The organism is Cupriavidus sp. BIS7, assembly GCF_000292345.1.
Classification (GTDB): domain Bacteria; phylum Pseudomonadota; class Gammaproteobacteria; order Burkholderiales; family Burkholderiaceae; genus Cupriavidus.
Genome location: NZ_ALOU01000058.1, coordinates 34,443 through 60,457 on the forward strand (window position 1 = coordinate 34,443; position 26,015 = coordinate 60,457).

At 62.7% G+C, this 26,015-nt stretch carries 24 protein-coding genes and 1 other RNA gene; 19 read left to right on the forward strand and 6 right to left on the reverse strand.

Annotated features, from left to right (window positions below; genetic code table 11):
* The first annotated feature begins 230 nt into the window (after nt 1-230).
* Together B552_RS0119340 and B552_RS0119345 are read left to right on the forward strand one after the other, a co-directional pair.
* Nucleotides 231-2,534 carry an ABC transporter ATP-binding protein gene (locus B552_RS0119340; RefSeq protein ID WP_026035828.1) on the forward strand — a complete coding sequence of 768 codons (2,304 nt, stop codon included), beginning with the start codon at nt 231-233 and terminating at the stop codon, nt 2,532-2,534.
* A gap of 22 nt (nt 2,535-2,556) precedes the next feature.
* Complete coding sequence (locus B552_RS0119345; RefSeq protein ID WP_026035829.1) at nt 2,557-3,039, forward strand: DUF1854 domain-containing protein; 483 nt, start codon at nt 2,557-2,559, stop codon at nt 3,037-3,039.
* 94 nt (nt 3,040-3,133) lie between these two features.
* Here the strand turns inward: B552_RS0119345 and B552_RS0119350 are convergent, their stop codons facing one another.
* Complete coding sequence (locus tag B552_RS0119350; protein ID WP_019450704.1) at nt 3,134-3,535, reverse strand: hypothetical protein; 402 nt, start codon at nt 3,533-3,535, stop codon at nt 3,134-3,136.
* Between the two features lie 210 nt (nt 3,536-3,745).
* Between B552_RS0119350 and B552_RS0119355 the strand changes: the two genes are divergently transcribed.
* Entirely contained in the window at nt 3,746-4,117 is a 372-nt protein-coding gene (locus B552_RS0119355) for a hypothetical protein (protein WP_237718281.1), read from the forward strand.
* An 89-nt stretch (nt 4,118-4,206) separates the two neighbouring features.
* On the opposite strand, the gene ssrA is transcribed toward B552_RS0119355, so the two are convergent.
* The 4 genes from ssrA to ompA form a co-directional block, all read right to left on the reverse strand.
* Nucleotides 4,207-4,565: a transfer-messenger RNA gene (ssrA, locus tag B552_RS28565) on the reverse strand.
* Between the two features lie 76 nt (nt 4,566-4,641).
* Entirely contained in the window at nt 4,642-5,298 is a 657-nt protein-coding gene (gene gph / locus B552_RS0119360) for a phosphoglycolate phosphatase (protein ID WP_019450706.1), read from the reverse strand.
* 3 nt (nt 5,299-5,301) lie between these two features.
* Nucleotides 5,302-6,045: a bifunctional 2-polyprenyl-6-hydroxyphenol methylase/3-demethylubiquinol 3-O-methyltransferase UbiG gene (ubiG, locus tag B552_RS0119365; RefSeq protein WP_019450707.1), complete on the reverse strand. Its 744-nt coding sequence runs from the start codon at nt 6,043-6,045 to the stop codon at nt 5,302-5,304.
* A gap of 100 nt (nt 6,046-6,145) precedes the next feature.
* Nucleotides 6,146-6,799: an outer membrane protein OmpA gene (gene ompA, locus B552_RS0119370; protein ID WP_019450708.1), complete on the reverse strand. Its 654-nt coding sequence runs from the start codon at nt 6,797-6,799 to the stop codon at nt 6,146-6,148.
* A 446-nt stretch (nt 6,800-7,245) separates the two neighbouring features.
* On the opposite strand from ompA, the gene gyrA reads away from it, so the two are divergent.
* From gyrA to aroA, 7 genes are all read left to right on the forward strand, one after another.
* Nucleotides 7,246-9,933 (forward strand): DNA gyrase subunit A, encoded by a 2,688-nt coding sequence (gene gyrA, locus B552_RS0119375; RefSeq protein WP_019450709.1) that lies wholly within the window; start codon nt 7,246-7,248, stop codon nt 9,931-9,933.
* An 82-nt stretch (nt 9,934-10,015) separates the two neighbouring features.
* Nucleotides 10,016-10,585: a DUF2059 domain-containing protein gene (locus B552_RS0119380; protein WP_019450710.1), complete on the forward strand. Its 570-nt coding sequence runs from the start codon at nt 10,016-10,018 to the stop codon at nt 10,583-10,585.
* Between the two features lie 175 nt (nt 10,586-10,760).
* Complete coding sequence (serC, locus tag B552_RS0119385) at nt 10,761-11,924, forward strand: 3-phosphoserine/phosphohydroxythreonine transaminase (RefSeq protein ID WP_019450711.1); 1,164 nt, start codon at nt 10,761-10,763, stop codon at nt 11,922-11,924.
* 99 nt (nt 11,925-12,023) lie between these two features.
* Nucleotides 12,024-13,184: a prephenate dehydratase gene (gene pheA, locus B552_RS0119390; RefSeq protein ID WP_019450712.1), complete on the forward strand. Its 1,161-nt coding sequence runs from the start codon at nt 12,024-12,026 to the stop codon at nt 13,182-13,184.
* A gap of 19 nt (nt 13,185-13,203) precedes the next feature.
* Complete coding sequence (gene hisC / locus B552_RS0119395; protein WP_019450713.1) at nt 13,204-14,328, forward strand: histidinol-phosphate transaminase; 1,125 nt, start codon at nt 13,204-13,206, stop codon at nt 14,326-14,328.
* Between the two features lie 9 nt (nt 14,329-14,337).
* A complete protein-coding gene (locus tag B552_RS0119400; protein WP_019450714.1) occupies nt 14,338-15,246 on the forward strand; it encodes a prephenate dehydrogenase/arogenate dehydrogenase family protein in 909 nt (302 codons plus the stop codon).
* A 45-nt stretch (nt 15,247-15,291) separates the two neighbouring features.
* Nucleotides 15,292-16,608 carry a 3-phosphoshikimate 1-carboxyvinyltransferase gene (gene aroA / locus B552_RS0119405; RefSeq protein WP_019450715.1) on the forward strand — a complete coding sequence of 439 codons (1,317 nt, stop codon included), beginning with the start codon at nt 15,292-15,294 and terminating at the stop codon, nt 16,606-16,608.
* A 39-nt stretch (nt 16,609-16,647) separates the two neighbouring features.
* Here the strand turns inward: aroA and B552_RS0119410 are convergent, their stop codons facing one another.
* Nucleotides 16,648-16,878 (reverse strand): DUF2061 domain-containing protein, encoded by a 231-nt coding sequence (locus B552_RS0119410; RefSeq protein WP_019450716.1) that lies wholly within the window; start codon nt 16,876-16,878, stop codon nt 16,648-16,650.
* Between the two features lie 158 nt (nt 16,879-17,036).
* Between B552_RS0119410 and cmk the strand changes: the two genes are divergently transcribed.
* The 9 genes from cmk to B552_RS0119455 all read left to right on the forward strand — a co-directional run bounded on the left by cmk (nt 17,037) and on the right by B552_RS0119455 (nt 25,819).
* Complete coding sequence (gene cmk / locus B552_RS0119415; protein WP_019450717.1) at nt 17,037-17,696, forward strand: (d)CMP kinase; 660 nt, start codon at nt 17,037-17,039, stop codon at nt 17,694-17,696.
* Nucleotides 17,697-17,839: 143 nt separating this feature from the next.
* A complete protein-coding gene (rpsA, locus tag B552_RS0119420; protein WP_019450718.1) occupies nt 17,840-19,534 on the forward strand; it encodes a 30S ribosomal protein S1 in 1,695 nt (564 codons plus the stop codon).
* A 33-nt stretch (nt 19,535-19,567) separates the two neighbouring features.
* Nucleotides 19,568-19,987 carry an integration host factor subunit beta gene (locus tag B552_RS0119425; RefSeq protein WP_019450719.1) on the forward strand — a complete coding sequence of 140 codons (420 nt, stop codon included), beginning with the start codon at nt 19,568-19,570 and terminating at the stop codon, nt 19,985-19,987.
* A 229-nt stretch (nt 19,988-20,216) separates the two neighbouring features.
* Complete coding sequence (locus tag B552_RS0119430) at nt 20,217-20,543, forward strand: LapA family protein (RefSeq protein ID WP_019450720.1); 327 nt, start codon at nt 20,217-20,219, stop codon at nt 20,541-20,543.
* A 3-nt stretch (nt 20,544-20,546) separates the two neighbouring features.
* The gene (gene lapB / locus B552_RS0119435; protein WP_019450721.1) at nt 20,547-21,767 is read left to right on the forward strand and encodes a lipopolysaccharide assembly protein LapB; all 1,221 of its coding nucleotides are present in this window, start codon (nt 20,547-20,549) and stop codon (nt 21,765-21,767) included.
* A 57-nt stretch (nt 21,768-21,824) separates the two neighbouring features.
* A complete protein-coding gene (locus B552_RS0119440) occupies nt 21,825-23,198 on the forward strand; it encodes a UDP-glucose/GDP-mannose dehydrogenase family protein (RefSeq protein ID WP_019450722.1) in 1,374 nt (457 codons plus the stop codon).
* Between the two features lie 78 nt (nt 23,199-23,276).
* The gene (rfaE1, locus tag B552_RS27750; protein WP_019450723.1) at nt 23,277-24,221 is read left to right on the forward strand and encodes a D-glycero-beta-D-manno-heptose-7-phosphate kinase; all 945 of its coding nucleotides are present in this window, start codon (nt 23,277-23,279) and stop codon (nt 24,219-24,221) included.
* Between the two features lie 26 nt (nt 24,222-24,247).
* Nucleotides 24,248-25,243, forward strand: coding sequence for an ADP-glyceromanno-heptose 6-epimerase (rfaD, locus tag B552_RS0119450; RefSeq protein WP_019450724.1), 996 nt, complete (start codon nt 24,248-24,250; stop codon nt 25,241-25,243).
* 246 nt (nt 25,244-25,489) lie between these two features.
* Nucleotides 25,490-25,819, forward strand: a complete 330-nt coding sequence (locus B552_RS0119455; protein ID WP_019450725.1) for a helix-hairpin-helix domain-containing protein — start codon at nt 25,490-25,492, stop codon at nt 25,817-25,819.
* Nucleotides 25,820-26,015 lie beyond the last annotated feature (196 nt).

A 26,015-nucleotide genomic window follows, 5' to 3' on the forward strand; every position in this document is an offset into this window, starting at 1 on the left:
TACTACGGCTTCAGGGTTGACCCTTTGGCCCCCTTTCAGGATCGGAACGTTTTGTGCAGCGCACCAGGCACCCGGCTTGTTTGCGTTATGTATACTTGCGGGCAAAATTGCGCGCCGCCAGCCGGCGGCACGCCTAAATTGTTTCAAGTTATGTCCGTTTTTGATCCCTTCGGGACCCATTGCGGACGCGCTTTTCTTTCGCTTTACGCTTTTCGCCTTACGCGCCAACAATGACCCAGTCTTCCCCGTCCGTCCCTTCCAACCCCGGTCTGCAAGGCCCCTGGGGCGCCGAACTCGGCACCATCCTTTTGCCCGGGGAAATCGTCCTGGCCGGACTGACGCTGGACCTGGACGCAAGGCTGCATTTTACCCAAGGGTGGCTGGTTGTGACGGATCGTCGTCTGATCGCGCTCCCGCCCGGTGAAAAAGTCGTCCAGAACTGGGAAATTGCCCCGGGCCTGACCCTGACCCACGGCGACCACGCCGGGGTCGGCATGCTGGAATTGGCCGACGGCCAGCGCCGGCTGGCAAGCTGGCGCTATACGCTTGGTTACAATCCCGACGCATTGCGGCTGGCCGACCAGTTCGACGCGCGCCGCGACGAACTGACCACGGGCCGGACGCCGGCGCCGGCCGATACGGAAGTCTGCCCGACCTGCAAGGCGCCGCTGCCCCCGGGCGAGGAACAGTGCCCGCAATGCAGCCGCGAGCTGGAGACGCCGCCGTCGACCTGGGCGCTGCTGCGCCTGTGGCGCTTCGCGCGGCCGTATCGCTGGGAACTGCTCGGCGGATTCGTCCTGCTGCTGCTGGGTACCGCTGCCACGCTGGTGCCGCCATACCTGACCATGCCGCTGATGGACAAGGTGCTGATTCCCTATCAGAACGGCGTGCCGATCGACGTCGGCCTGGTCAAGCTCTACCTGTCCGGCCTGCTTGGGGCCGCGCTGGTGGCGTGGTTGCTGGGCTGGGCACGAACCTACCTGCTGGCGCGCGTATCGGAACGCATCAGTGCCGACCTGCGCACCACCACGTACGAGCACCTGCTCAAGCTGTCGCTCGAATACTTCGGCGGCAAGCGCACCGGAGACCTGATGGCGCGCATCGGCTCGGAGAGCGACCGGATCAGCGTGTTCCTGTCACTGCACCTGCTCGACTTCGCCACCGACGTGCTGATGATCGCGATGACCGCCATCATCCTCGTGTCGATCAATCCATGGCTGGCGCTGGTCACGCTGGTGCCGCTGCCGTTCATCGCATGGATGATCCACCTCGTGCGCGACCGCTTGCGCCATGGCTTCGAGAAGATCGACCGGATCTGGTCGGAAATCACCAACGTGCTGGCCGATACGATTCCCGGCATCCGCGTGGTGAAGGCGTTTGCGCAGGAGAAGCGAGAAGTGGCGCGCTTCCGTGAAGCGAACAAGCACAACCTGGCTATCAACGATCGCGTCAATGCGGTGTGGTCGCTGTTCACGCCGACGGTGACGTTCCTGACCGAGGTGGGTCTGCTGGTGGTGTGGATCTTCGGCATCTGGCAGGTCAGCCACAATGCGATCACGGTCGGTGTGCTGGTGGCGTTCCTGACGTATATCAGCCGCTTCTACACGCGACTCGATTCGATGAGCCGTATCGTATCGGTGACGCAGAAGGCCGCGGCCGGCGCCAAGCGGATCTTCGACATTCTCGATCACGTGTCCAGCGTGCCGGAGCCTCAGAAGCCTGTACATATCGACAACGTGCAGGGCGCGATCGAACTGCGCGACCTCGGCTTCCGCTATGGCAACCGTGCGGTGATCCGCGGATTGAACCTGTCGATCCAGCCCGGCGAGATGATCGGCCTGGTGGGCCACAGCGGCTCGGGCAAGAGCACCATGGTCAACCTGATTTGCCGCTTCTACGATGTGTCGGAAGGCGCGATCCGGGTTGACGGTGTCGATATCCGCTCGCTGCCGGTATCGGAGTTCCGTCGCAATATCGGCCTGGTGCTGCAGGAGCCGTTCCTGTTCTTCGGCACGATCGCCGACAACATCGCTTACGGCAAGCCCGATGCCACGCGCGATGAGATCATCGCCGCAGCACGCGCCGCGCATGCGCACGAGTTCATTCTGCGCCTGCCGCATGGCTATGACTCGCTGGTGGGCGAACGTGGCCAGGCGCTGTCCGGCGGCGAGCGTCAGCGCATATCGATTGCCCGCGCGTTGCTGATCAATCCGCGCATCCTGATCCTGGATGAAGCCACGTCGTCAGTGGACACCACGACCGAGAAGGAGATTCAGAAGGCGCTCGACAACCTCGTGCAGGGCCGCACAACGATTGCCATTGCGCACCGTCTGTCCACGCTGCGCAAGGCTGACCGTCTGGTGGTGATGGATCGCGGCCAGATCGTCGAAGTGGGCAGCCATGACGAACTGCTGGCGCGCGAAGGTGCGTACTACAAGCTGTACCAGGCGCAGGCGCGCAACGTTGATGCCGAAGGCGATGTGACGAGCGAAGGCGAGCGCACCGACGCTGCGGAGACGGTCAGTGCTCAGTAATCAATTTCCCGAAGATACGTCCATGCAGACGCCCGATCAGACGCCCGGTTTCAACCTGACCCGTAACAATTTCGGCAAGCTGGTGCTGACGCTTGCCGATGGCACGTCGCATGAAGGCGTGGTGCCGGTGCGCGCGTTCCCGATCTCGGCGGCGGACGACGGCGTTGGCATGATGAGCACCGATGGCCGTGAGCTTGTGTGGATTCCGCGCCTCGACGGCCTTCCGGCATCGACGCGTGAATTGATCGAGACAGAACTGGCGGGGCGCGAATTCATGCCGGAGATTCGCAAGATCCTGGGGGTCTCCACGTATGCAACGCCGAGCGTGTGGACCGTGCAAACCGATCGCGGCAGGACCGATCTGGTGCTGCGCGGCGAAGAGGATATTCGCCGTCTGGCCGGCAACACGTTGTTGATTTCCGACAGCCACGGCATCCACTATCTGATACGTGACCTGCTCGCCCTAGACAAACCAAGTCGCAAGATTCTGGACCGTTTTCTCTGATACTCTTTGACGCTGCCGGTACCCGCAGCATGAATGAAAACGGCACGCGCTTGCGTGCCGTATTTATTTGGTCGTCGCGAAGATTCGGGTGTGCTCAGTGGAGCATCGACGACACGTCGTCGTCCTCATCGTCCCAGTCTTCGTGCTCGATCGGCGTATCGGGCGCCATGTCCCACACCATCGAATGAAAGCGCGGTGTGAACCACTGGCGGAACATGTCCAGCGAGATCTGCTCGGGCCAGAGTGAATCGTCAAACCATTCGCCAAGCATGAACTCGAAGAATGTGCGCCAGCGCTTTTCTACCCAGCGAAGTGCGTTCTCCGGCGTGTCAGCGACTTCCGGCAACAGGAACACGCTGGCGTCGTCGCGGATCGTCTCCAGGGTCATGGCCGGCACGGGCTCTGGATCGACCGCCTTGACCCAGTCAAGGAAAGGTTGCTCCGGGATCAGCATGAACACGGAACGATTGACGGTGAAGCGTGGTTGGTCGGACATGAGGGCAGGGCGGGGAAGCAGTGGTCACCTATTGTATCCGCCCACCCGCCTGCATCCTATGGATGCGGTGGTGGTAAAGATGTGAAGTGTGCGTATCTGACGGTGTGCCGGAAATGTGACAAGTTCGCCAAAAATTCAAATCTGGCTACAGTTTCCGGCGATTTCTGCCGTCATTGCGTCATTGATTTGAGACGGGATTGGAGGGGTGTAATGAGCCAAATGTTTCAACAGGCGGGCGACGGGTTTGTGTCCACCGTGACTGAACGCTTTGCCGAGGCGGAGAAACTTGCGGATCGCCAGGCGCGCTGGACGGCACAGGCGACGGTAGCCTTGGAAACCGGCGATATGTACCTCGTGGGCCTGGTGCTGTTCAAGGCGATTCAGGAATTCGGCATCGAGGCATTTGCCGCGCGCTCGGGAGAATCCACGCAGCGGCTGCAGCGGCTGTGGATGCCTGGCGTGCTGACGTCGCCGGATCAGGCCGTGCGGTTGTATTCCGACCTGGGCGTAACGGTGGGCATGGAGCGGTTTCACGCGGCGCGGCTGGCAAACATGCCGATCGACGGGGCGTCCGTGCACTGATGCATATCCCGCCGCGGCGCGGCGGTCTGCGCGATTGCGCGTGAGGGAAATAAAAAACCCAACCGGAGCCGGTTGGGTTTTTTTGTGTTTGGTGGAGCCGGCGGGAATCGAACCCGCGTCCGCAAGCCCTCCACAGAGAGTTCTACATACTTAGTTCTGTCATTTGATTTAACCGCCGCATCGCGGACGAACACGCTCTACGACGGCGAGTCACTAGGTTTTCGTCCTCGGGCCCGTGACACTCCCGAAGCTTATCTGACGTAAATGACCTCGCGTGGTCTTGCGACCCTAGCCCGTCAGCGAGCCAGTGCGAGGACGGCGGCCCTTAGGCTGCCAGTGCGTAACGTTCGTCGTTAGCAGTTATTGCGTTCCCATTGATTAACGAGGTGACGGGTCCTCGGTATGCCCTCCACTGCTTCGTAACCCACGTCGAAACCAGGTCGGCCCCAATGTGCGTCGAAAACGCGAAAGAAAACGGATTGTACTCGCTTTCGACGCACACTGCGCGGGTTCGGTTCCCTCGGTCAGGCGAACAGAGCGATCAGTTCGGCCGGCTGGCGGATCAGGTAGTCGGCCCCCCAGCTTTCCGGAGGATCGTCCTCGCCGCAGTAGCCATAAGCTGCTGCGACGGTCTTCATGCCAGCGGCCCGGCCGGCCTGGATGTCGCGCAGGTCATCGCCAACATAGACGCAGCGGGCCGGCGCCACGCCGCTTAGTTCGGCGGCGCGGAGCAGCGGGGCGGGATGGGGCTTGGCGTGCGGCGTGGTATCTCCGCTGACCACGGCGGAGGCGCGTGGCGTGAGGCCGATGGCGTTGACCAGCGGCACCGTGAATCGTGCAATCTTGTTGGTCACGATGCCCCAAAGAATCCCTTCGGCATCGAGCCTTTCCAGTACTTCGTCCATGCCGTCGAACAGACGCGTGTGCACGGCGATATCCGCCTCGTAGTAATCGAGGAACGTGTCGCGCAGGGCCGGGAACTCGGGGTCCTCGGGGCGCTTGCCAAAGGCTGCGCCAATGAGCCCACGCGCACCGTGCGATGCCACCGGGCGAAGTTTTTCATAGGCGACTGGCGGCATGCCGCGCTCGGTGACGAGGCGGTTGGCGGCTGCGGCAAGATCGGGGGCGGTATCGGCCAGCGTGCCGTCTAAATCGAAGAAGATTGCGTCGAACATCGTCATGGCTCAGGCTGCCTTGCGGAAGGCCATCATGTAGTTCACGTCCGTGTCGCGGCCGAGCGAATAGATCTGCGTCAACGGGTTATAGGTCATCCCGCGCATCTCGATCAGATCCAGTCCCACATTGCGCGCAAAGCGGGCCAGCTCGGACGGCGTGATGAATTTCTCGTAATCATGCGTGCCGCGGGGCAGCATGTTCAGTACGTACTCGGCGCCGACGATCGCCAGCAGATAGGCCTTGAGGTTGCGGTTGATCGTCGAGAAAAAGAGATAACCGCCGGGTTTGGCCAGCGTCATGCACGCGCGGACGATCGACTGGGGATCTGGCACATGCTCGAGCATCTCCATGCAGGTGACCACATCGACGCTGGACGGCGCGCGCGCTGCCAGGTCTTCGACGGCAATTTCCTCATAGGTCACTGCCACCCCGGACTCAAGGCTGTGGAGGTCGGCTACCTTGAGCGCCTTGGTGGAAAGGTCGATGCCGCGCACCGTGGCGCCTGCGCGGGCCATGCTTTCGGAAAGGATGCCGCCGCCGCAGCCAACGTCGACCACCTGCTTGCCCGACAGGCGCGCGATGCCGTCAATCCAGCCCAGGCGCAGCGGGTTAAGGTCATGCAGTGGCTTGAATTCGCTGTTTGGGTCCCACCATCGGTGAGCCAGTTCGCTGAACTTGTCGATCTCCTTTGGATCGGCATTGCGGCTTGGGGTATCGGGGGAGGAGTGCAGGGTAGTCGATTGCGACATCATGGGTGCCGGCGAGCGGCAAATCTGGTGAGAAGTCTGCGGCAACTTTACCAAAAAAAAAGCCCAGCTTGCGCTGGGCTTTTCTTCATCGGAGAGGATCCGATTAACGTGCGCTGCGGGTGCCGACCACTTCGACTTCCACGCGACGGTTCGGCTGCTGGCAGGCGATCTGAGCGGTGCGGTTGCCCTTGCACGACTTCGGATCAACCTTCAGCTGACGCTTGCCCTTGCCTTCGGTGTACACGCGGTTGGCTTCAACGCCCTTGCTCACCAGGTAAGCCTTGACCGATTCAGCACGACGGATCGACAGGCGATCGTTGTACTTGTCCGAACCGAACGAGTCGGTGTGACCAACGGCAATGATGACTTCCAGGGTGATGCCTTGCAGCTTCGAGACCAGGTCGTCCAGCTTGGACTTGCCTTCGGGCTTCAGAACGGCCTTGTCGAAGTCGAACAGGGTGTCAGCAGCGAAAGTGACCTTCTCGCTCGACACAACCGGCGGAGCCACCGGGGTCGGCGGCACTGCAGCAGCAGCCGGAGCCAGTGCGCCGTCGCACAGGGCATTGGCCGTTGCCGGGGTCCAGGAGCTGTCGCGCCAGCAGAGCTCGTTCGTGCCATTCTTCCACACGTACTCGCTCGTACCGTTGCCCCAGTTGTCGTTCACTGCCTTCTTTTCATAGGGGACGGACTGGGCTTGAGCGGATGCAGCCATTACTGCGGTAGCTGCAACGAGCGCGAGCTTGGCAAATTTTTTCATATTTCTCCTCTCAGGATGAGATCACCGCAGGGTTACTGCGAGCAAATGGACGAAAACAAGACATACATTCTTCGGAGTATAACATTCTCGACGTGGAGTATGCTCCACTTCGAACAATGTCTGGCTCTTCGCTGGGGAATTGTGCCACAAGGCTCGTTTCCTAAGAAGTAAATATATTCGATTCAACCACGTGCTTTTAGGCCTGTGGTGTTTGTGCAACATCAGTCTTGCGGCGCCCGCAAAGCCTTGTCCTGTATGGGTTGCCGGGTGCAGGGGGTGGTAACGGGGAGCGTCACCGGAGGCTGTGGAAGAGGGGTTCCGGCGGGGGCGGGAAGGGGTTCCGCGCATGATAGAATGCCATGTTCGCCCGATGCCGGTACGCCGACTTCCGCATGCCAGGAATCCGGGCTTCATTTGCTTAAACCCGCCGCATAAACCACGCCGCAATGGATCAATTCGCCAAAGAAACCCTTCCGGTCTCGCTGGAAGAGGAAATGCGCCGCTCATACCTGGATTACGCGATGAGCGTAATCGTAGGGCGCGCGCTACCCGATGTCCGGGACGGCCTGAAGCCGGTACACCGGCGCGTGCTCTTTGCGATGCATGAGCTCAATAACGACTGGAACCGGCCCTACAAGAAATCGGCCCGTATTGTCGGCGATGTGATTGGTAAATATCACCCGCACGGCGATACCGCGGTCTATGACACGATCGTCCGTATGGCGCAGAATTTTTCCCTGCGTTACATGCTGGTGGACGGCCAGGGCAACTTCGGCTCGGTGGACGGTGATAACGCCGCGGCAATGCGTTATACCGAAATCCGCCTGGCGAAGATCGCCCATGAAATGCTCCACGATATCGACAAGGAAACTGTCGATTTCGATCCCAACTATGACGGTTCGGAGAAAGAGCCCGGTATTTTGCCGGCACGTATTCCGAATTTGCTGATCAATGGTTCGTCGGGTATTGCGGTCGGTATGGCCACGAATATCCCGCCGCATAACCTGAACGAAGTTGTCGACGCCTGCCTGCATCTGCTGCGTAATCCGGATGCCACGGTCGACGACCTTATCGAACTGGTTCCGGCGCCCGATTTTCCGACCGCCGGCATTATCTATGGCATCCAGGGCGTGCGCGAAGGCTATCGCACCGGGCGCGGCCGCGTTGTCATGCGCGCCCGTACGCACTTCGAGGATATCGACCGTGGCCAGCGCCAGGCGATCATCGTCGATGAACTGCCGTACCAGGTGAACAAGCGCACCCTGCTCGAGCGCATTGCCGAGCTGGTGACTGAAAAGAAGATCGAAGGCATTTCGGACATCCGCGACGAATCTGACAAGTCAGGCATGCGCGTGGTGATCGAGCTCAAGCGCAACGAGGTGCCCGAGGTCGTTCTGAACAACCTATATAAGAACACCCAGCTTCAGGACACGTTCGGCATGAACATGGTGGCGCTGGTCGACGGCCAGCCGCGCCTGCTGAACCTGCGCCAGATGCTGGACGCGTTCCTGTCGCACCGGCGCGAGGTCGTCACCCGCCGCACCGTGTTCGAACTGCGCAAGGCGCGCGAGCGCGGCCATGTGCTGGAAGGCCTGGCCGTGGCGCTGGCCAATATCGACGAGTTCATCGCGATCATCAAGGCCGCGCCGACGCCGCCGATCGCCAAGCAGGAATTGATGACCAAGGCCTGGGACTCGGGCCTGGTGCGCGAAATGCTCGCACGTGCCGAAAGCGACACGGCGGGCGGCCGCGCATCGTATCGCCCCGATGGGCTGCCGGCGGTGTTCGGCATGCAGCCCGATGGCCTGTATCGCCTGTCCGATAGCCAGGCGCAGGAAATCCTGCAGATGCGACTGCAACGCCTCACGGGTCTCGAGCAGGACAAGATCGTCCAGGAGTATCGCGAGGTGATGGGCCTGATCGCCGACCTGCTGGACATCCTGGCCCGGCCGGAACGCATCACGACGATCATTACCGAGGAACTTGGTGCGATTCGCGCCGAATTCGGCGATGAGCGCCGCTCGCAGATCGAACTGAACGCGACCGAACTCGATACCGAGGACCTGATCACGCCGCAGGATATGGTCGTGACGCTGTCGCACTCGGGCTATATGAAGAGCCAGCCGATTTCCGAATACCGCGCCCAGAAGCGCGGCGGTCGTGGAAAGCAGGCCACGGCCACGAAGGAAGACGACTGGATCGACACGCTGTTCGTGGCCAACACCCACGACTACATCCTGTGCTTCTCGAACCGCGGCCGGCTCTACTGGCTGAAGGTGTATGAAGTGCCGCAGGGCTCGCGCACCTCGCGCGGCCGACCGATCGTGAACATGTTCCCGCTGGCCGATGGCGAGAAGATCAACGTGATCCTGCCGGTACGCCAGTTCGACGCCGAGCATTTCATCTTCATGACCACCGCACGCGGTACGGTCAAGAAGACCGCGCTGACCGAGTTCTCGAACCCGCGCAAGGCCGGCATCATCGCCGTGGACCTTGATGAAGGCGACTTCCTGATCGGCGCGGCCGTCACGGATGGCCAGCACGATGTGATGCTCTTCTCCGATGCCGGCAAGGCGGTGCGCTTTGACGAGAACGATGTGCGTCCGATGGGGCGTCAGGCGCGTGGCGTGCGCGGCATGAACCTCGACGAGGGGCAGGCAGTGATCGCCATGCTGGTTGCACCGGCCGAATCTGCCGATGCGGAATCTGCCGAAGGCAGCGCCGCTCCGGTTGGCAGCGTGCTGACGGCTACCGAGAACGGTTACGGCAAGCGCACGCCGATTTCCGAATACACTCGACACGGCCGTGGCACCAAGGGCATGATTGCGATCCAGACGAGCGAGCGCAATGGCCGCGTGGTGGCTGCGGCGCTGGTCTCGCCCGAAGACGAGATCATGCTGATCACGACCGGCGGCGTGCTGATCCGCACCCGTGTGGCCGAAATCCGCGAGATGGGACGCGCCACGCAGGGTGTGACGCTGATCAACGTCGACGAAGGCACCAAGCTGTCGGGTCTGCAGCGCATCGTTGAGAGCGATGCGGACAACGGCGCAGGTTCGGAAGATGGCGAAGTGGCAGACGATGCCGCTGGCGCTACCGATGCCGGTGCTACAGACGCGGATGCGAATTCGTAATTAGTTGCAACAACAGGACGGTGGCCGGAACTCGCCAGACGGCCGCGCGGACTAATCCGGACGTATTTTCCAGGGAGTCATAATGCTCAAAACCTATCGACGTATCGCTGTTCTGGCTGCTGTTGCTCCGATGATGATGCTGGCGCAAGGTGCGCACGCACAAGCGGACGACAAGGACAAGACTGCGGCCATCAAGGAACTGCTGACCGTCATGCAGGCCGACCAGGCTGTCAAGGGTCAGGCCGACAACTGGCAGCAGGGCGCGAAGCAGGAAGCGCCGCTGGTGCTGGAGCAGGTGCTGGTCGAGAACAAGACGCTGAACGACAAGCAGAAGCAGGCCGCCGTCGAGAAGCTCAAGAAGAACGGCGCAGTGCAGCGCATGGTCGACGGCGCCGGCACGGCGTTCACGACTGACGGGTTCAAGCAGGATGCGATCAAGGCTCACTACGACGCCTTCGGCAAGTACTACTCGACCCAGGAAATCAAGGACCTGACGACGTTCCTGAAGTCGCCGACCGGTCAGAAGTTCATGGCCAACCAGGGCAAGGCCACCCAGGAAATCTGGGGTTCGATGATGCAGAAGTACGGCCCGCAGGTTGGCAAGTCGATGCGCGACGCCGCCGAGAAGGAAATCGCCGCTGCTGCGAAGTAATCGGCAAGTGATCGGCAAGTGATCGACGACTGGCCCGGTAAGACCACCGGGCCAGTTTGCTTTTCCCGCCGCGCCTGCCAACACCCACGGCACGGCCATGCCGCCCCAAGCGGCGCGGGTTTGAGGGATAATGGCTGCCTGGTTCAAACGGCAGCCATTTTTCCATCTTCCCTCCATGAACGATCCCCAGAATCCCGCCCTCGCCGGCCTGCAACGATCCCTGGCCGAGCGCGTGTTCAATTTCTCGCCTGGCCCGGCCGCATTGCCGACCGAAGTCCTGCAGCAGGCCGCCGAGGAAATGCTGTCATGGCGAGGTACGGGTGTGTCGGTGATGGAGATGAGCCATCGCAGCCGCGAGTTCGAAGGCATTCATAACGAAGCGCTGGCCGACCTGCGCGAACTGCTGCAGGTGCCGAAGAACTTCCGCATCCTGTTCATGCAGGGCGGTGCAATTGGCGAGAACGGCATCGTTCCGCTGAACCTGGCCAATCGCGTCAATGCCGAGAAGCCGAAGACCGATTTCGTCGTCACCGGCACCTGGTCAGTCAAGACCGAGCAGGAAGCGCGCCGCTACAGCGAAGTCAACATCGCCGCTTCGAGCAAGGACGAGAAGTGGCACAAGATCCCGGATGTGAATTCGTGGAAGCTGTCGCATGACGCCGCGTACGTGCACCTTTGCACCAACGAGACGATCGTCGGCACGGAATTCCAGGAAATTCCCGACATCGGCCAGACCGGCACGCACGACAAGGGCCGCATTGTGGTGGCCGATGCGTCAAGCCACATCCTGTCGCGCCCGATCGACTGGTCGCGCGTGCAGGTGGTCTATGGCGGTGCCCAGAAGAACATCGGCCCGGCCGGCGTGACGATCGTCATCGTGCGCGAAGACCTGATCGGCTTCGCGCATCCGCTGTGCCCGTCGGCGTTCAACTGGCGCCTCGTGGACGAACATGATTCGATGTACAACACGCCGCCCACCTACGCGATCTATATCGCGGGGCTCGTGTTCAAGTGGCTCAAGGCCCAGGGCGGCGTTGCCGCTATCGAACAGCGCAACATCGCCAAGGCGCGCGCGCTGTATGACTTCCTGGACCAGAGCGATTATTACCGCAACGAAATCGACCACAGCTGCCGCTCGCGCATGAACGTACCGTTCTTCCTGCGCGATGAATCGCGCAACGAAGCGTTCCTGACCCAGGCGCGCGCGAACGGCCTGGTACAGCTCAAGGGCCACAAGTCCGTGGGCGGCATGCGCGCCAGTATCTATAACGCGATGCCACTCGAGGGTGTTACCGCGCTGATCGAATTCATGCGCGAATTCGAGCGCACCGCCGCCTGACGGCGGACTAGCGCCGCACCGCCACGCAGGCAAGCGAGCGGTGTGGCTTCGCCCCAGACTTTCCGCGGCCGCCGAACACGCGGTCCGCCAGGCCTTGATATGACAGAGCAAGACAAGTCTCGCGCCAATGCACCCGAACCGGATGCGGAGCGCAACGACACTTCCGGACCCAGTGCGCAGGAGCAGGCGCTGTCCGCCGACCTGGCGCCCCTGCGCAACCAGATCGACGCGGTGGACCGTGAGCTGCTGGCGCTGCTCAACCGTCGTGCCCAGCTCGCGCTGGACGTGGGCGAGGTGAAGAAGAAGTACGGCGCACCCGTGTTTCGTCCCGAGCGCGAGCTGCAGGTGATTCGCAAGGTGCAGGGCGCCAATCCGGGGCCGCTGCTCGGTGAAAGCGTTGCGTCGATCTGGCGTGAGGTGATGTCTGCCTGCCGGGGCCTGGAGAAGCCGCTGGAAATCGCCTTCCTCGGCCCGGCCGGAACGTTCTCCGAGCAGGCGCTCTACGCGCACTTCGGACACGAAGTGACCGGCGTGCCGTGCACGACCATCGACGAAGTCTTCCGCGCCGTGGAAGCGGGCACCGTGGAGTACGGCGTGGTGCCGGTCGAGAATTCGACCGAGGGCGCCGTTTCGCGCACGCTCGATCTATTCCTGCAGACGTCGCTCAAGATCAGCGGCGAGATCGCGCTGAAGGTTCATCACAACCTGATGGCATCGAAGCCGGACATGACCGGCGTGACCGTGGTGCGCGCCCACGCGCAGGCGCTCGCGCAGTGCCAGCACTGGCTTGCCGCGAACTATCCGCACCTGGAGCGCCAGGCGGTGTCCAGCAACGCCGAAGCGGCACGCATGGCCAGCGAGGACCCTACCGTCGCCGCGATTGCAGGTGAATCCGCAGCCAACCGCTACCACCTGCATATCATCCGCTCGCATATCCAGGACGATCCGCACAATCGCACGCGCTTTGCCGTGATTGGCCGCTACGAGACCGAGCCGTCCGGCAGCGATCAAACGTCACTGATCCTGTCCGTGCCGAACAAGGCAGGCGCCGTGTATCAGCTGCTGGCCCCGCTGGCCGAGAATGGCGTATCGATGTGCCGGTTTGAGTCGCGTCCCGCGCGCAGTGGTGCGTGGGAGTACTACTTCTACGTGGATGTGGAAGGCCACCAGCACGAGCCGGCGGTCGCGCGCGCAATCGAAGAGCTGCGCCGCAACGCCGCATACCTGAAGGTGCTTGGCTCGTACCCGTCCAGCAAATAACGTCAGCGAGGAGACAAACATGGCAGAGCAGGGCAACGCGGCTGACTTTTTTGGTCCGTCCTACGTGCGCAAGATTTCGCCGTATATCGCAGGCAAGCCGATTTCCGAGGTTGCGCGCGAGTTCGGCCTCGATGAATCGCGCATCGTCAAGCTGGCGTCGAACGAGAATCCGCTCGGCATGCCGGCATCGGCGAAGGCGGCCATTGCCGCCGCGATGGAGGAACTGGGCCGCTATCCGGACAGCAATGGCTTCGAACTGAAGGCAAAGCTGTCGGAAAAGTTTGACGTACCCGCCGAATGGCTGACGCTTGGCAACGGGAGCAACGACATCCTCGAGCTGGCCGCGCATGCGCTGGTGCGCAATGGCGAGTCGATTGTCTACGCCGAGTACTCGTTTGCGGTCTACGCACTCGCCACGCAGGAAGTGGGCGCACGCGCGATCGAGGTGAAGGCGCGCAATTACGGCCATGATCTGGAAGCGATGGCCGCGGCGATCGCTCCCGACACCAAGCTTGTATTCATCGCCAACCCGAACAACCCGACCGGTACGTTCGTGTCCGCCGCAGAGATCGAGGCATTCCTGGCCAAGGTGCCGTCCCATGTGGTGGTGGTCCTTGACGAGGCCTACAACGAATATCTCGATGCCGACCAGCAGTACGAGTCGATCGCCTGGGTGCGCAAGTATCCGAACCTGATGGTGTCGCGCACGTTCTCGAAGGCGTATGGGCTGGCGGGCTTGCGCGTTGGCTATGGCGTGGCGCAGCCCCCGCTTACCGACCTGCTGAACCGCGTGCGCCAGCCGTTCAATGTCAACAGCCTTGCGCAGGCGGCTGCGGTAGCGGCGCTCGACGATGCCGGCTTCCTGCAGCGCAGCGCCGAACTGAATCGTCAGGGCAAGGCGCAGCTTGTGACGGCGTTCGAGCGTCTGGGGCTGGAATACGTCAAGTCGTCGGGCAACTTCGTCATGGTCCGCGTCGGTAACGACGATGGTGCCGGCGCACGCGTCAACCTGGCGCTGCTCGAGCAGGGCGTGATCGTGCGTCCCGTGGCCAACTACGGTTTGCCGCAGTGGCTCCGCGTGACGATCGGCCTGCCGGAAGAGAACGACGCGTTTGTCGTGGCGCTCGAACAGGCCCTGAAGTGAACCTCAAGCATGTCTGAAACCGTGAGCGCATTGCATTTTTCAAAAGTCGTGATTGTTGGCGTCGGCCTGATTGGCGGATCGCTGGCGTTGTCGCTCAAGCGCGCAGGCGTGGTGGGGACGGTGGTGGGCGTAGGCCGCTCGGCGGCCTCGCTGGAGAAGGCCAGGGCGCTTGGCGTCATCGACGAGGCAGCCTCGCTCGAGGATGCCCTGCGTGGTGCAAGCCTGGTGGTGCTGTGCGCGCCCGTCGCGCAGAACTTCGCACTGCTGCATGCGCTGGAGCCGCACCTGCAGCCGGGCACGATCGTGACCGACGCCGGCAGCACCAAGTCCGATGTCATCATGGCCGCGAAAACCGCGCTCGGCGACAAGGTAGCCCAGTTCGTGCCGGCGCATCCTATCGCTGGCCGTGAGCTGAATGGCGTGGAAGCGGCGCTCGGCGATCTCTATGTCGGCAAGAAGGTGGTGCTGTGCCCGCTGCAGGAAAACGCGCGAGCCGATGTGGCGGCGGTACGTGCCATGTGGGAGGCCGCCGGTGCCGATTGCCACGTGATGTCTGCCGTGCAGCATGACGCGGTATTTGCCTCTGTCAGTCACCTGCCTCACGTGCTGTCGTATGCGCTGGTGGCCCAGGTTGCCAATGCCGAAGACGCGGCGCTGAAGCTGGATTTCGCGGGCGGTGGATTCCGCGATTTCACGCGCATCGCGGCGTCATCGCCCGAAATGTGGCGCGATATCTGCATCGCCAACAAGGATGCCCTGCTGGGTGAGATCAGCACCTATGAAGCTGTACTCGCCCACCTGAAGGCACAGATCAAGGCCGGTGATGGTGCGGCGCTGGAACGGTTGTTCACGCGCGCCAGTGACACGCGTCAGAAGTGGGGCGCCGCGCGCGCGGCCGCCAACAACGTCGAACCCTGAAGCCGCCCACGCGCTGCGGCGCGTAGCGGCCATGCTGCGAGAACCATGGAACATCTGACCCTTGGGCCCCTGACCAGTGCTTCCGGCACGGTCCGCCTGCCCGGCTCGAAGAGCATCTCCAACCGCGTGCTGTTGCTGTCGGCGCTGGCCGCCGGCGAGACGCGCGTGCGCGATCTGCTGGATTCCGACGATACCCGCGTCATGCTGGAAGCCCTCAAGGTGCTCGGCGTGGCATGGCGGCGTGAGGGGGATGATTGCGTCGTCGTGTCCGGCGTGGGCGGGAATTTTCCGAACAAGTCGGCAGACCTGTTCATGGGCAATGCCGGTACCGCGATTCGTCCGCTGACGGCGGCGCTGGCGCTGCAGGGCGGCACCTACAAGCTGAGCGGTGTGCCGCGCATGCACGAACGGCCCATTGGCGATCTGGTCGATGGCCTGCGCCAGGTCGGGGCATCGGTTGACTACCTGGGCACGCCTGGCTATCCGCCGCTGCAGATCAATCCGGCGACGATCCGCATCGATGCGCCGATTCGTGTGCGCGGCGATGTGTCAAGCCAGTTCCTGACTGCGCTGCTGATGACGCTCCCCATGGCCTCCGCGCCTTCGGGCCGTATCGAGATCGAAGTGATCGGCGAACTGATCTCGAAGCCGTATATCGAGATCACGCTGAACCTGCTTGCGCGCTTCGGCATCAAGGTGGAGCGGCAGGGCTGGGAGCGCTTCATCCTGCCGGCCGGCGCGCAATACCGCTCGCCGGGCGAGATCTATGTCGAAGGCGATGCATCCAGTGCATCGTACTTTCTGGCAGCCGGCGCAATCGGTGGCGGCCCGGTGCGGGTGGAAGGCGTAGGCATGGCGAGCATCCAGGGCGATGTCCGCTTTGCGGAGGCGCTGAACCGGATGGGCGCCAACGTGATGGCCGGCGACAACTGGATCGAGGTGCGCGGCACCGAGCGCGACGACGGCCGTCTGAATGGCATCGAACTCGACTGCAACCACATTCCCGACGCCGCAATGACGCTTGCCGTGGCTGCTCTGTTTGCGGAAGGCACGACCACGCTGACCAACATCGCCAGTTGGCGGGTCAAGGAAACTGACCGCATCACGGCCATGGCGACCGAGCTTCGCAAGCTCGGCGCGGATGTCGAAGAGGGGGCGGACTACCTGAAAGTGACGCCGCCAGCGTCGGTGTCGGCATGGCAGACCCCCGCCGACGGCATTGGCACCTATGATGACCATCGGATGGCAATGTGTTTCTCGTTGGCCGCATTCGGCCCGTTGCCGGTGAGGATCAATGATCCGGGTTGCGTGGCAAAGACGTTCCCCGAGTATTTCTCGGTGTTTGCCGGAGTGGCGCGGTAATCGTGCGGTAAGTGATTACTCTGCGTGAGCGGCGGGAAGTCAGGTGGCGGCGTATCGGGCCGCCGCTGTTGCTTCGGGCGCTAACGCGCGCGCTTTGGCCTGGCGTTCGCGGTGTTCCCAGAACTTGTCGAAAAAGTAGTGGGCCACCGTGTTCACGGCAGGTTCGATAAACGTAATTGCGCCACTGATGGCCAGGCTGCCGGTCAGCGCATAGGTCACGCTGAAAGCGATGCCCAGGTGCATGATGCCGAAGGTCAGGGTTTTGGCCATGGTAGATTGCCTCGCGTTTGAGAATTCAGGTAGGTTGCGCGGCCGCTTTTGTGGGGGTCGGGAGAGGGAAAAGACCGACGACCGCGCAACCATGGAGCTGATGATAATCATTATCAATTGACGCGCCAAATCAATAGTATTTAAGTAAGCAATAATCAATGACTATCGTTGACGTCATTACAATAGACGGACCAACCGCGTCCGGCAAAGGCACCGTTGCGCACAAGGTGGCGGATGCCCTTGGTTTTCACCTGCTCGACAGCGGCGCGCTGTATCGCCTCGTGGCCTTGGCCAGCGACCGTGCCAATGTCGACTTGCAGGACGTCGACACCCTTGCAAAGATGGCCGCACGCCTAGATGTGAAGTTCGGCCCGGACCGGGTCTGGCTGTCCGGGGAGGAAGTCAGTCAGGCGATCCGCCAGGAGGCGATCGGCAACCGCGCCTCGGCCATTGCCGTGCATCAGTCGGTGCGCGATGCGCTTACGGCACTTCAGCGCGGCTTTCGCAAGCTGCCGGGCTTGGTGGCCGACGGCCGCGACATGGGTACGGTGATCTTTCCCGATGCCCGCCTGAAGGTGTTTCTGACCGCGAGTGTCGAGGCGCGCGCCCGGAGGCGCTATAAACAATTGATTGATAAGGGAATTTCTGCTAATATCGAAGACCTTTTGCGTGACCTTGAGGCGCGCGACGCGCGGGATCGCACCCGTGCCGCCGCACCACTGCGTCCCGCGGAAGACGCGCAACGGCTCGATACCTCCGAAATGACGGTGGATGAGGCCGTGGCGCAGGTGCTGGAGTGGTTCGCCGCAGTGCGGTGATTAAAACCACGAGGCACCGATCTGGGCCAGTACCGGAACCCAACCCGTCCGGTACCGGTTGTTCAACTTGACCCCGCTGCACTGGCAGACTGAGCGCGACAGGCGTGCCCGGCCAGCGTACTGCGGATTGCTAATTTACGTTTATGTCCGACCTGCAAACCAACGAATCCTTTGCCGCACTGTTCGAGGAATCGATCGCCCGCTCCAATATGAAGGCTGGCGAAGTGATCTCCGCTGAAGTCGTGCGCATCGACCACAATTTCGTGGTCGTCAATGCCGGCCTCAAGTCCGAGGCATTTGTGCCGGTGGAGGAGTTCCTGAACGACCAGGGCGAACTCGAAGTGCAGGCCGGCGACTACGTCTCCGTGGCCATCGACGCACTCGAGAACGGCTATGGCGACACCATCCTTTCCCGCGACAAGGCCAAGCGCCTGGCATCGTGGCTGAACCTCGAGAAGGCGCTGGAAGACGGCGAAATCATCTCGGGTACCGTGACCGGCAAGGTCAAGGGCGGCCTGACCGTGATGGTCAACGGCATCCGTGCCTTCCTGCCCGGTTCGCTCGTCGACGTGCGTCCGATCAAGGACACCACGCCGTACGAAGGCAAGACCCTCGAATTCAAGGTCATCAAGCTCGACCGCAAGCGTAACAACGTCGTGCTGTCGCGTCGCGCCGTGGTGGAAGCCACGCTGGGCGAAGAGCGTCAGAAGCTGATGGAAACGCTGAAGGAAGGCGCGATCGTCAACGGTATCGTCAAGAACATCACCGACTACGGCGCGTTCGTGGACCTCGGTGGCATCGACGGCCTGCTGCACATCACCGACCTGGCATGGCGTCGTGTGCGTCACCCGAGCGAAGTGCTGTCGGTTGGCCAGGAAATCACCGCCAAGATCCTCAAGTTCGACCAGGAAAAGAACCGCGTCTCGCTGGGCGTGAAGCAACTGGGCGAAGATCCGTGGGTGGGCATCTCGCGCCGCTACCCGCAAGGCACCCGCCTGTTCGGCAAGGTGACCAACCTGACCGACTACGGCGCGTTCGTCGAGATCGAAGCCGGTATCGAAGGTCTGGTGCACGTGTCCGAAATGGACTGGACCAACAAGAACGTGGCTCCGTCGAAGGTTGTCCAGCTGGGCGACGAAGTGGAAGTCATGGTCCTGGATATCGACGAAGACAAGCGTCGTATCAGCCTGGGCATGAAGCAGTGCAAGGCCAATCCGTGGGACGATTTCAGCCGCAACCACAAGAAGGGCGACAAGCTGGCCGGCCAGATCAAGTCGATCACCGACTTCGGCGTGTTCATCGGTCTGCCTGGCGGCATCGACGGCCTGGTGCACCTGTCCGACCTGTCGTGGCAAGAGACCGGCGAAGAGGCTGTGCGCAAGTACAAGAAGGGCGACGAAGTGGAAGCTGTCGTCCTGGGCATCGACGTCGACAAGGAACGCATCTCGCTGGGCATCAAGCAACTGTCGGGCGATCCGTTCAACAACTTCATCTCGGCCAACGACAAGGGCTCGATCGTGAATGGCACGATCAAGGCCGTTGACGCCAAGGGCGCCGTGGTGCAGCTGGCTGACGACGTGGAAGGCTACCTGCGCGCTTCGGAAATCTCCGCAGACCGCGTGGAAGACGCCCGCAACGTGCTGAAGGAAGGCGAGCAGATCACCGCCCTGGTGGTGAACGTCGACCGCAAGTCGCGCAACATCAACCTGTCGATCAAGGCCAAGGACTCCGCAGAGCAGCAGGAAGCCATGCAGAAGTTCCAGGCTGACACCGGCACGGCTGGCACGACCAACCTCGGCGCACTGCTGAAGGCCAAGCTCGGCCAGGACAACCAGTAATATCGAGCAGCGCCCCGCACTGCGAGACCGCCCATGACCAAGTCCGAGCTCGTCGAAAAACTGGCTGCCCGCTTTCCGCAGTTGTTGCTGCGGGATGCGGACATCTCGGTGAAAACGATTCTCGACGCGATGTCCGAAGCCCTGGCCGATGGCCATCGCATCGAGATCCGTGGCTTCGGCAGCTTTGGTCTGAACAAGCGGCCGCCCCGCGTGGGCCGCAACCCCAAGTCCGGCGAACGCGTGCTGGTGCCCGAGAAACGGGTACCGCACTTCAAGGCGGGCAAGGAGTTGCGCGAGCGAGTTGATCGTCCGGTTACGCCGGGCGGTGGCATGAACGGAAACGGTCATGCCCCGCACGGCAAGCCCGGCCAGGCACAGCAGCCTGCCTCGCAGCCTTCGGCCTCGGCCGGCGCGCTGCATGAGGACGGTCAGCTCAATCTGGTCCGGTCCTGACCGGCCCGGTAGGCTCGCTCGCCTTACTGGCAAGTCTGTTGGAAAGCGCTCCTCCGGGAGCGCTTTTTCGTTGGTTGACGGTCCGGTTCCATTTGCCGCGATGCGACCAATGGTTACCGTTTGTGATAAGTGATTCCGCTACAATGCCGGGAATCCGTCGCCGGAGATGTCCGGATGCGTCAAGCGCATATCCTGACGATTCCGATCCAATTTCGATGGCTCTGACCGCATGAAACTCGTCGCCTGGATTCTTCGTATTGTCCTGTTCGTCCTGTTGTTCGTGCTGGCCTTGCGCAACACTGGCGATGCATCACTGGAACTGTTTTTTGGTGCCGTGTGGCATGCACCGCTGATCCTGATCCTGCTGGCGGCGTTCGGCCTGGGCATTCTGGCCGCGCTGGCTGCAGTTGCACCGGGGTTGATGCGGCAGCGCATGGAGGCCGCGCGGTTGCGTCGGGCACTGGGCGAAGCACGGAGCACCATGCCCTCGGGTGCGGAGCCTCCGCCGGAAGCCAAGCCTGGCGTCCCCTATAACGTAGTCGGTCCGAAAGTCTGACCCATGATGTTTGAAACCTGGTGGCTGCTGGCGCTGCCACTTGTCTTTGGCCTTGGCTGGATGGCGGCGCGCTTCGATTTGCGCCAGCTCATCAGCGAGCAGGGCGCCCTGCCGCGCTCGTACTTCAAAGGCCTCAATTTCCTGCTCAATGAACAGCCGGACCAGGCCATCGACGCCTTTGTCGAGGTCGCACGCCTTGATCCGGAAACCACCGAGCTTCACTTCGCGCTCGGCGCGCTGTTCCGCCGCCGCGGCGAAACGGAGCGCGCGATCCGCGTGCACCAGAATCTTGCCACGCGTCCAGATCTTCCCGAGCCCGAGCGCGAGCATGCGCTCTACGAACTCGGGCAGGACTTCCTGCGTGCCGGCTTGCTCGATCGGGCCGAGGAGTCGCTGCGGCGGCTGATGTCCGGCCCTTATGCCGCATCGGCCAAGCGCGTACTGCTGGAACTGTACGAGGTCGAAAAGGAATGGCAGAAGGCGATCGACGCCGCGCGTGAGCTGCAGACGCTTGAGCAGAAGGACTATCGCGTACAGATCGCCCAGTTCTGCTGCGAACTGGCTCAGGATGCGCTGCAGAAGAAGCGCCCCGAAGACGCCGTCGAGTGGCTGCGCCGCGCCACGCAGGAGAACTCCGCCAACGTACGCGCCCCGATTCTGCTGGGCGACGTGGCCGCCGCGGCCGGCGACATGCAAGGGGCGCTCAGGCAATGGCTTGCGATTGAAACGCAGGACGCCGCGTACGTGCCGCTCGTGGCCGACAAGGTGGTCAAGGCATATGGTGCGCTGGGCGAGCAGGGCAAGGCGCTGCAATGGCTGCGCGGCCTGCTCAAGGGCAGCCTCGCCGCCGAACTGCTCGACACCGCGTACCGTACCGAACTGGAAGTGAACGGACCGGTGGCCGCTGCCGCGCTGATGCGCGAACAGCTGCGACGCCAGCCGACGCTGCTGGCCCTGACCAAGTATTTCGAGGCGCAGGCCGAGGAGAACCAGGCTGCGGGCAATCCGTCTGGCGAAACCGCCGATGTCGGCGGCGATGCGGTGGTCGATGCGCAGGCGCAGGAAACCGCCGCCATCCGCGATCTGCTGCAGGTCCGCACGCGGAATCTGGCGCGCTATACGTGCCGCGAATGCGGCTTCCGCGCCCGCCTGTTCTACTGGCAATGCCCCGGCTGCAACCGCTGGGAAACGTATGCGCCGCGCCGCTCCGAAGCGCTGGGCTAAGCCGCATCACGCAACGCCCCGGGCGATCAAGATCATTACCATTCTGGAGCTTCCGCAATGAAAGTCACGATTATCGGTAGCGGCTATGTCGGTCTGGTGACCGGCGCCTGCCTGGCCGAACTCGGCAATTCCGTGTTCTGCCTCGATGTCGACGAAAAGAAGATCGCGCTGCTGAACGCTGGCGGCGTGCCGATTTACGAGCCGGGCCTGAAAGAGCTGATCGACCGCAACCGCGCCGCGGGCCGCCTGACGTTCTCCACCGACGTGGCCGCCAGCGTCGAGCACGCCGACGTGCAGTTCATCGCCGTGGGCACCCCGCCTGACGAAGACGGCTCTGCCGATCTGAAGTACGTGCTGGCTGCCGCGCGCAATATCGGCCGCCATATGACCGGGTTCAAGGTCGTAGTCGACAAGTCGACCGTGCCGGTGGGCACCGGCGATCGCGTCGCCGCCGCGATCCGCGAGGAACTGGCCGCGCGCGGCCTCGAGGACCTCCAGTTTTCGGTGGTCTCGAACCCCGAGTTCCTCAAGGAAGGCGCCGCTGTCGAAGACTTCATGCGTCCGGACCGCATCGTGCTGGGCTGTGCGCCCGACGCCGCGGGCCGCCACGCGCAGGCGATCATGCGTCAGCTCTATTCGCCGTTCAACCGCAACCACGAGCGCACGTTCTACATGGACGTCCGCTCGGCGGAGTTCACGAAGTACGCCGCCAACTCGATGCTGGCCACGCGTATCTCGTTCATGAACGAGCTGGCCAACCTGGCCGATGAAGTCGGCGCCGACATCGAACTCGTGCGCCTTGGCATCGGTTCCGACCCGCGTATTGGCTACAGCTTCCTCTATGCCGGCGCGGGCTACGGCGGCTCGTGTTTCCCGAAGGACGTGCAGGCGCTGATGCGCACGGCCAGCGCTCATGGCAAGCCGATGCGCGTGCTGGAGGCCGTCGAGGAAGTCAACGATTCCCAGAAGCAGGTGCTCGGCAACAAGATCGTCAAGCGCTTTGGCGAGGACCTGGGCGGCAAGACGTTTGGCCTCTGGGGCCTGGCGTTCAAGCCGAACACGGATGACATGCGCGAAGCGCCGTCGCGCGTGCTGGCCCGCGAACTGATCTCGCGCGGTGCGACGCTGCGCGTGCACGATCCCGTGGCCATGGAGGAAGCGCGCCGCGTGCTGGAAATCGATCTGGCCGATATCCCCGACGGCATGGCGCGCTTGCATTTCTGCGAGGCGCAAATGGATGTCCTCCAGGGCGCCGATGCGCTGGTGATCGTGACCGAGTGGAAGGTGTTCCGCAGCCCGGATTTTTCGCAGATCCGCAGCATGCTCAAAACGCCTGTCATTATTGACGGTCGTAATCTGTATGAACCCGATGCCATGGAGGAAGCCGGCATCGAGTATCACGCGATCGGGCGTTCCAGCTCGGCGCGCTGACCTGTCAATCCGCGTATCCGTGAGAGCCCGAACGGGCCGCGTCCCGGTTGGGCGCGGCCGGGGCGCAAAGGGAAGTTCATGAGCAAGAACCCGATTTCGCTCGATCAGATCCGGCAATCGCAAGTGCTGGTGGTGGGCGACATGATGCTGGACCGCTACTGGTTCGGCGACGTCGACCGCATTTCTCCCGAGGCACCCGTGCCGGTGGTGCACATCAAGCGCAGCGACGAGCGCCTGGGCGGCGCCGCCAACGTGGCGCGCAATGCCGCCGCGCTGGGTGCGAAGGTTGGCATGCTCGGTGTGGTCGGTGACGACGAGCCCGGCCGTACGCTCGAAGCACTGCTCAATGCCAGCCACGTTGAGCCATATCTGCATCGCGACGCAAGCCTGAATACGACAATCAAGCTGCGCGTGGTGGCACACCAGCAGCAGCTCCTGCGCGTCGACTTCGAGAACGCGCCGGCCACCGAAGTGCTGGCATCGGTACTGGATCGTTTCACTGCACTGGTCAATGACTACCAGGTGCTGGTGCTGTCCGACTACGGCAAGGGCGGGCTGACCCACGTCGGCCGCATGGTCGAGGCAGGCCGCGCTGCGGGCCGCGCGGTGCTGATCGACCCGAAGGGCGACGATTACTCGCGCTATCGCGGCGCCACGCTGATCACACCGAACCGCTCGGAAATGCGTGCGGTCGTTGGTGCGTGGAAGACCGAGGCCGACCTGACGATCCGCGCCCAGAACCTGCGGCGCGAACTGCAGCTCGAAGCGCTGCTGCTGACGCGCTCCGAAGAGGGCATGACGCTCTATACCGAGGCCGAGGTGCTGCATGTCTCGGCGCAGGCGCGCGAAGTCTATGATGTATCGGGGGCCGGCGACACCGTTATCGCCACGCTGGCCACCATGCTCGGCGCGGGCGTGCCGCTCAAGGAGGCCGTCCAGCACGCCAACCGCGCCGGTAGCATCGTCGTCGGCAAGCTGGGTACTGCCGTTGTCACTTATTCCGAATTGTTCGGCGCCGCCTGAGGCGCGCCACCGAGCCTGAATCCGCCATGACCATCATCGTGACCGGCGCTGCCGGCCTTATCGGCAGCAACATCGTCAAGGGCCTGAACGAACGCGGCGAGACCCATATCGTCGCCGTCGACAACCTGACGCGCGCCGAGAAGTTCAATAACCTCGTCGACTGCGAGATTTCCGACTACCTGGACAAGACCGAGTTCGTTGCCCGCTTTGCACGCGGCGACTTCGGCAATGTCCGCGCGGTGTTCCACGAAGGCGCCTGCTCCGACACTATGGAGACCGACGGCCGCTACATGATGGAGAACAACTACCGCTACACGCTGGCGCTGATGGAGGCGTGCCTGGAGCAGGGTGCGCAGTTCCTGTACGCGTCCTCGGCAGCCACGTATGGTGCATCCACGCTGTTCCGCGAGGACCGCGAGTACGAAAAGCCGTTGAACGTCTACGGCTACTCCAAGTTCCTGTTCGACCAGGTCGTGCGCCGCCGCCTGCCGTCGGCCCACTCGCAGATCGTGGGCTTCCGCTATTTCAACGTGTACGGGCCGCGCGAATTCCACAAGGGCCGCATGGCGTCCGTGGCATTCCACCATTTCAACCAGTTCCGCGCCGAAGGCACGGTCAAGCTGTTCGGCGAATACAACGGCTATGCCCCGGGGACGCAGAGCCGCGACTTCGTCTCGGTGGAGGACGTGGTCAAGGTCAACCTGTTTTTCCTCGACCACCCGGAGAAGTCCGGCATCTTCAACCTTGGCACCGGGCGTTCGCAGCCGTTCAACGACATCGCGGTCTCGGTCGTCAACGCACTGCGAGAGTCGGAAGACAAGCCGGCGCTGTCCCTTGAGGAAATGGTCCAGGAAGGGCTGGTCGAGTACGTCAAGTTCCCGGACGCGCTGCGTGGCAAGTACCAGTGCTTCACGCAGTCGGACGTGTCGCGCCTGCGCGCGGCCGGCTACACCGATCCGTTCCTGACGGTGCAGGAAGGCGTCAGCCGCTACTGCAAGTGGCTGCTGGAACGTAGCGCCTGAACCTCACTCTGTTGTGAAATGGCTGCGGATTGCAACGTAGTCATTTCAGTTGGACACACATCCGCGCGAGGGTTGTGAACCTTCGTGTCCAGCCGTTTCCGACGTCCGTTCGGACTCCTATCCTGACCGTTCCCTGTCGCCATCCGGTGCCGGGGAGTCAACTCAAACGGAACAGGAGTCTTTCAGATGCGCAGGACGTTCGATCTTCCCTTCAATTCCTTCTCTGGCATTTCCCTGAGTCGTTGCATGCGAGCCGTGCGTCTGGCTGGCGTGGCCGCCGGGCTGTCGTTGTCGGTGCTTGCCATGAATCCAGCCTATGCAGACGTCGATGTGAATAGTGCCGATGAAACGGCGCTGGCCACCATCAAGGGCATTGGGCCGGCCACTGCCAGGCGCATAGCCGAGGAACGCGACCGAAACGGGGCGTTCAAGGACGGCAACGACCTGGCGGACCGCGTGGCAGGCGTTGGCCCCAAATCGGTGGCCAACCTTCAGGCTGCAGGGCTGACCTTCGGCAAGGCCGCGCCCGCGCGCAAGGACGCGAAGCCGGCGCCCAAGGCTGCGGCTTCGCGCTGACGGCTGCCGCCGCATCCCGGGTCAACAGACCCGGGCTGGTATGCGTTGTGCTTGCGGCACGACGTGTCGTTTGCAGGGCCCGGGGTGCGGGGTATCATGCGCAACGCCGCTGCCAACGGTGGCGGTTGATGGCTGTTGCATCGCGTCGCACGACAATTTCATCGAACAAGACAGACCAAAAGGCGCGCCTGGTACA

Coding starts and splice junctions, on each gene's coding strand:
- ubiG (WP_019450707.1), bottom strand. CDS start 6,045: ATGATGTCGCAATCGACTACCCTGCACTCCTCCCCCGATACCCCAAGC.
- rfaD (WP_019450724.1), top strand. CDS start 24,248: ATGACCATCATCGTGACCGGCGCTGCCGGCCTTATCGGCAGCAACATC.
- lapB (WP_019450721.1), top strand. CDS start 20,547: ATGATGTTTGAAACCTGGTGGCTGCTGGCGCTGCCACTTGTCTTTGGC.
- B552_RS0119410 (WP_019450716.1), bottom strand. CDS start 16,878: ATGGCCAAAACCCTGACCTTCGGCATCATGCACCTGGGCATCGCTTTC.
- aroA (WP_019450715.1), top strand. CDS start 15,292: ATGGAACATCTGACCCTTGGGCCCCTGACCAGTGCTTCCGGCACGGTC.
- B552_RS0119345 (WP_026035829.1), top strand. CDS start 2,557: ATGCAGACGCCCGATCAGACGCCCGGTTTCAACCTGACCCGTAACAAT.
- rpsA (WP_019450718.1), top strand. CDS start 17,840: ATGTCCGACCTGCAAACCAACGAATCCTTTGCCGCACTGTTCGAGGAA.
- serC (WP_019450711.1), top strand. CDS start 10,761: ATGAACGATCCCCAGAATCCCGCCCTCGCCGGCCTGCAACGATCCCTG.
- gph (WP_019450706.1), bottom strand. CDS start 5,298: ATGACGATGTTCGACGCAATCTTCTTCGATTTAGACGGCACGCTGGCC.
- B552_RS0119430 (WP_019450720.1), top strand. CDS start 20,217: ATGAAACTCGTCGCCTGGATTCTTCGTATTGTCCTGTTCGTCCTGTTG.
- ompA (WP_019450708.1), bottom strand. CDS start 6,799: ATGAAAAAATTTGCCAAGCTCGCGCTCGTTGCAGCTACCGCAGTAATG.
- hisC (WP_019450713.1), top strand. CDS start 13,204: ATGGCAGAGCAGGGCAACGCGGCTGACTTTTTTGGTCCGTCCTACGTG.
- rfaE1 (WP_019450723.1), top strand. CDS start 23,277: ATGAGCAAGAACCCGATTTCGCTCGATCAGATCCGGCAATCGCAAGTG.
- gyrA (WP_019450709.1), top strand. CDS start 7,246: ATGGATCAATTCGCCAAAGAAACCCTTCCGGTCTCGCTGGAAGAGGAA.
- B552_RS0119425 (WP_019450719.1), top strand. CDS start 19,568: ATGACCAAGTCCGAGCTCGTCGAAAAACTGGCTGCCCGCTTTCCGCAG.
- B552_RS0119440 (WP_019450722.1), top strand. CDS start 21,825: ATGAAAGTCACGATTATCGGTAGCGGCTATGTCGGTCTGGTGACCGGC.
- cmk (WP_019450717.1), top strand. CDS start 17,037: ATGACTATCGTTGACGTCATTACAATAGACGGACCAACCGCGTCCGGC.
- B552_RS0119455 (WP_019450725.1), top strand. CDS start 25,490: ATGCGAGCCGTGCGTCTGGCTGGCGTGGCCGCCGGGCTGTCGTTGTCG.
- B552_RS0119350 (WP_019450704.1), bottom strand. CDS start 3,535: ATGTCCGACCAACCACGCTTCACCGTCAATCGTTCCGTGTTCATGCTG.
- B552_RS0119340 (WP_026035828.1), top strand. CDS start 231: ATGACCCAGTCTTCCCCGTCCGTCCCTTCCAACCCCGGTCTGCAAGGC.
- B552_RS0119355 (WP_237718281.1), top strand. CDS start 3,746: ATGAGCCAAATGTTTCAACAGGCGGGCGACGGGTTTGTGTCCACCGTG.
- B552_RS0119380 (WP_019450710.1), top strand. CDS start 10,016: ATGCTCAAAACCTATCGACGTATCGCTGTTCTGGCTGCTGTTGCTCCG.
- B552_RS0119400 (WP_019450714.1), top strand. CDS start 14,338: ATGTCTGAAACCGTGAGCGCATTGCATTTTTCAAAAGTCGTGATTGTT.
- pheA (WP_019450712.1), top strand. CDS start 12,024: ATGACAGAGCAAGACAAGTCTCGCGCCAATGCACCCGAACCGGATGCG.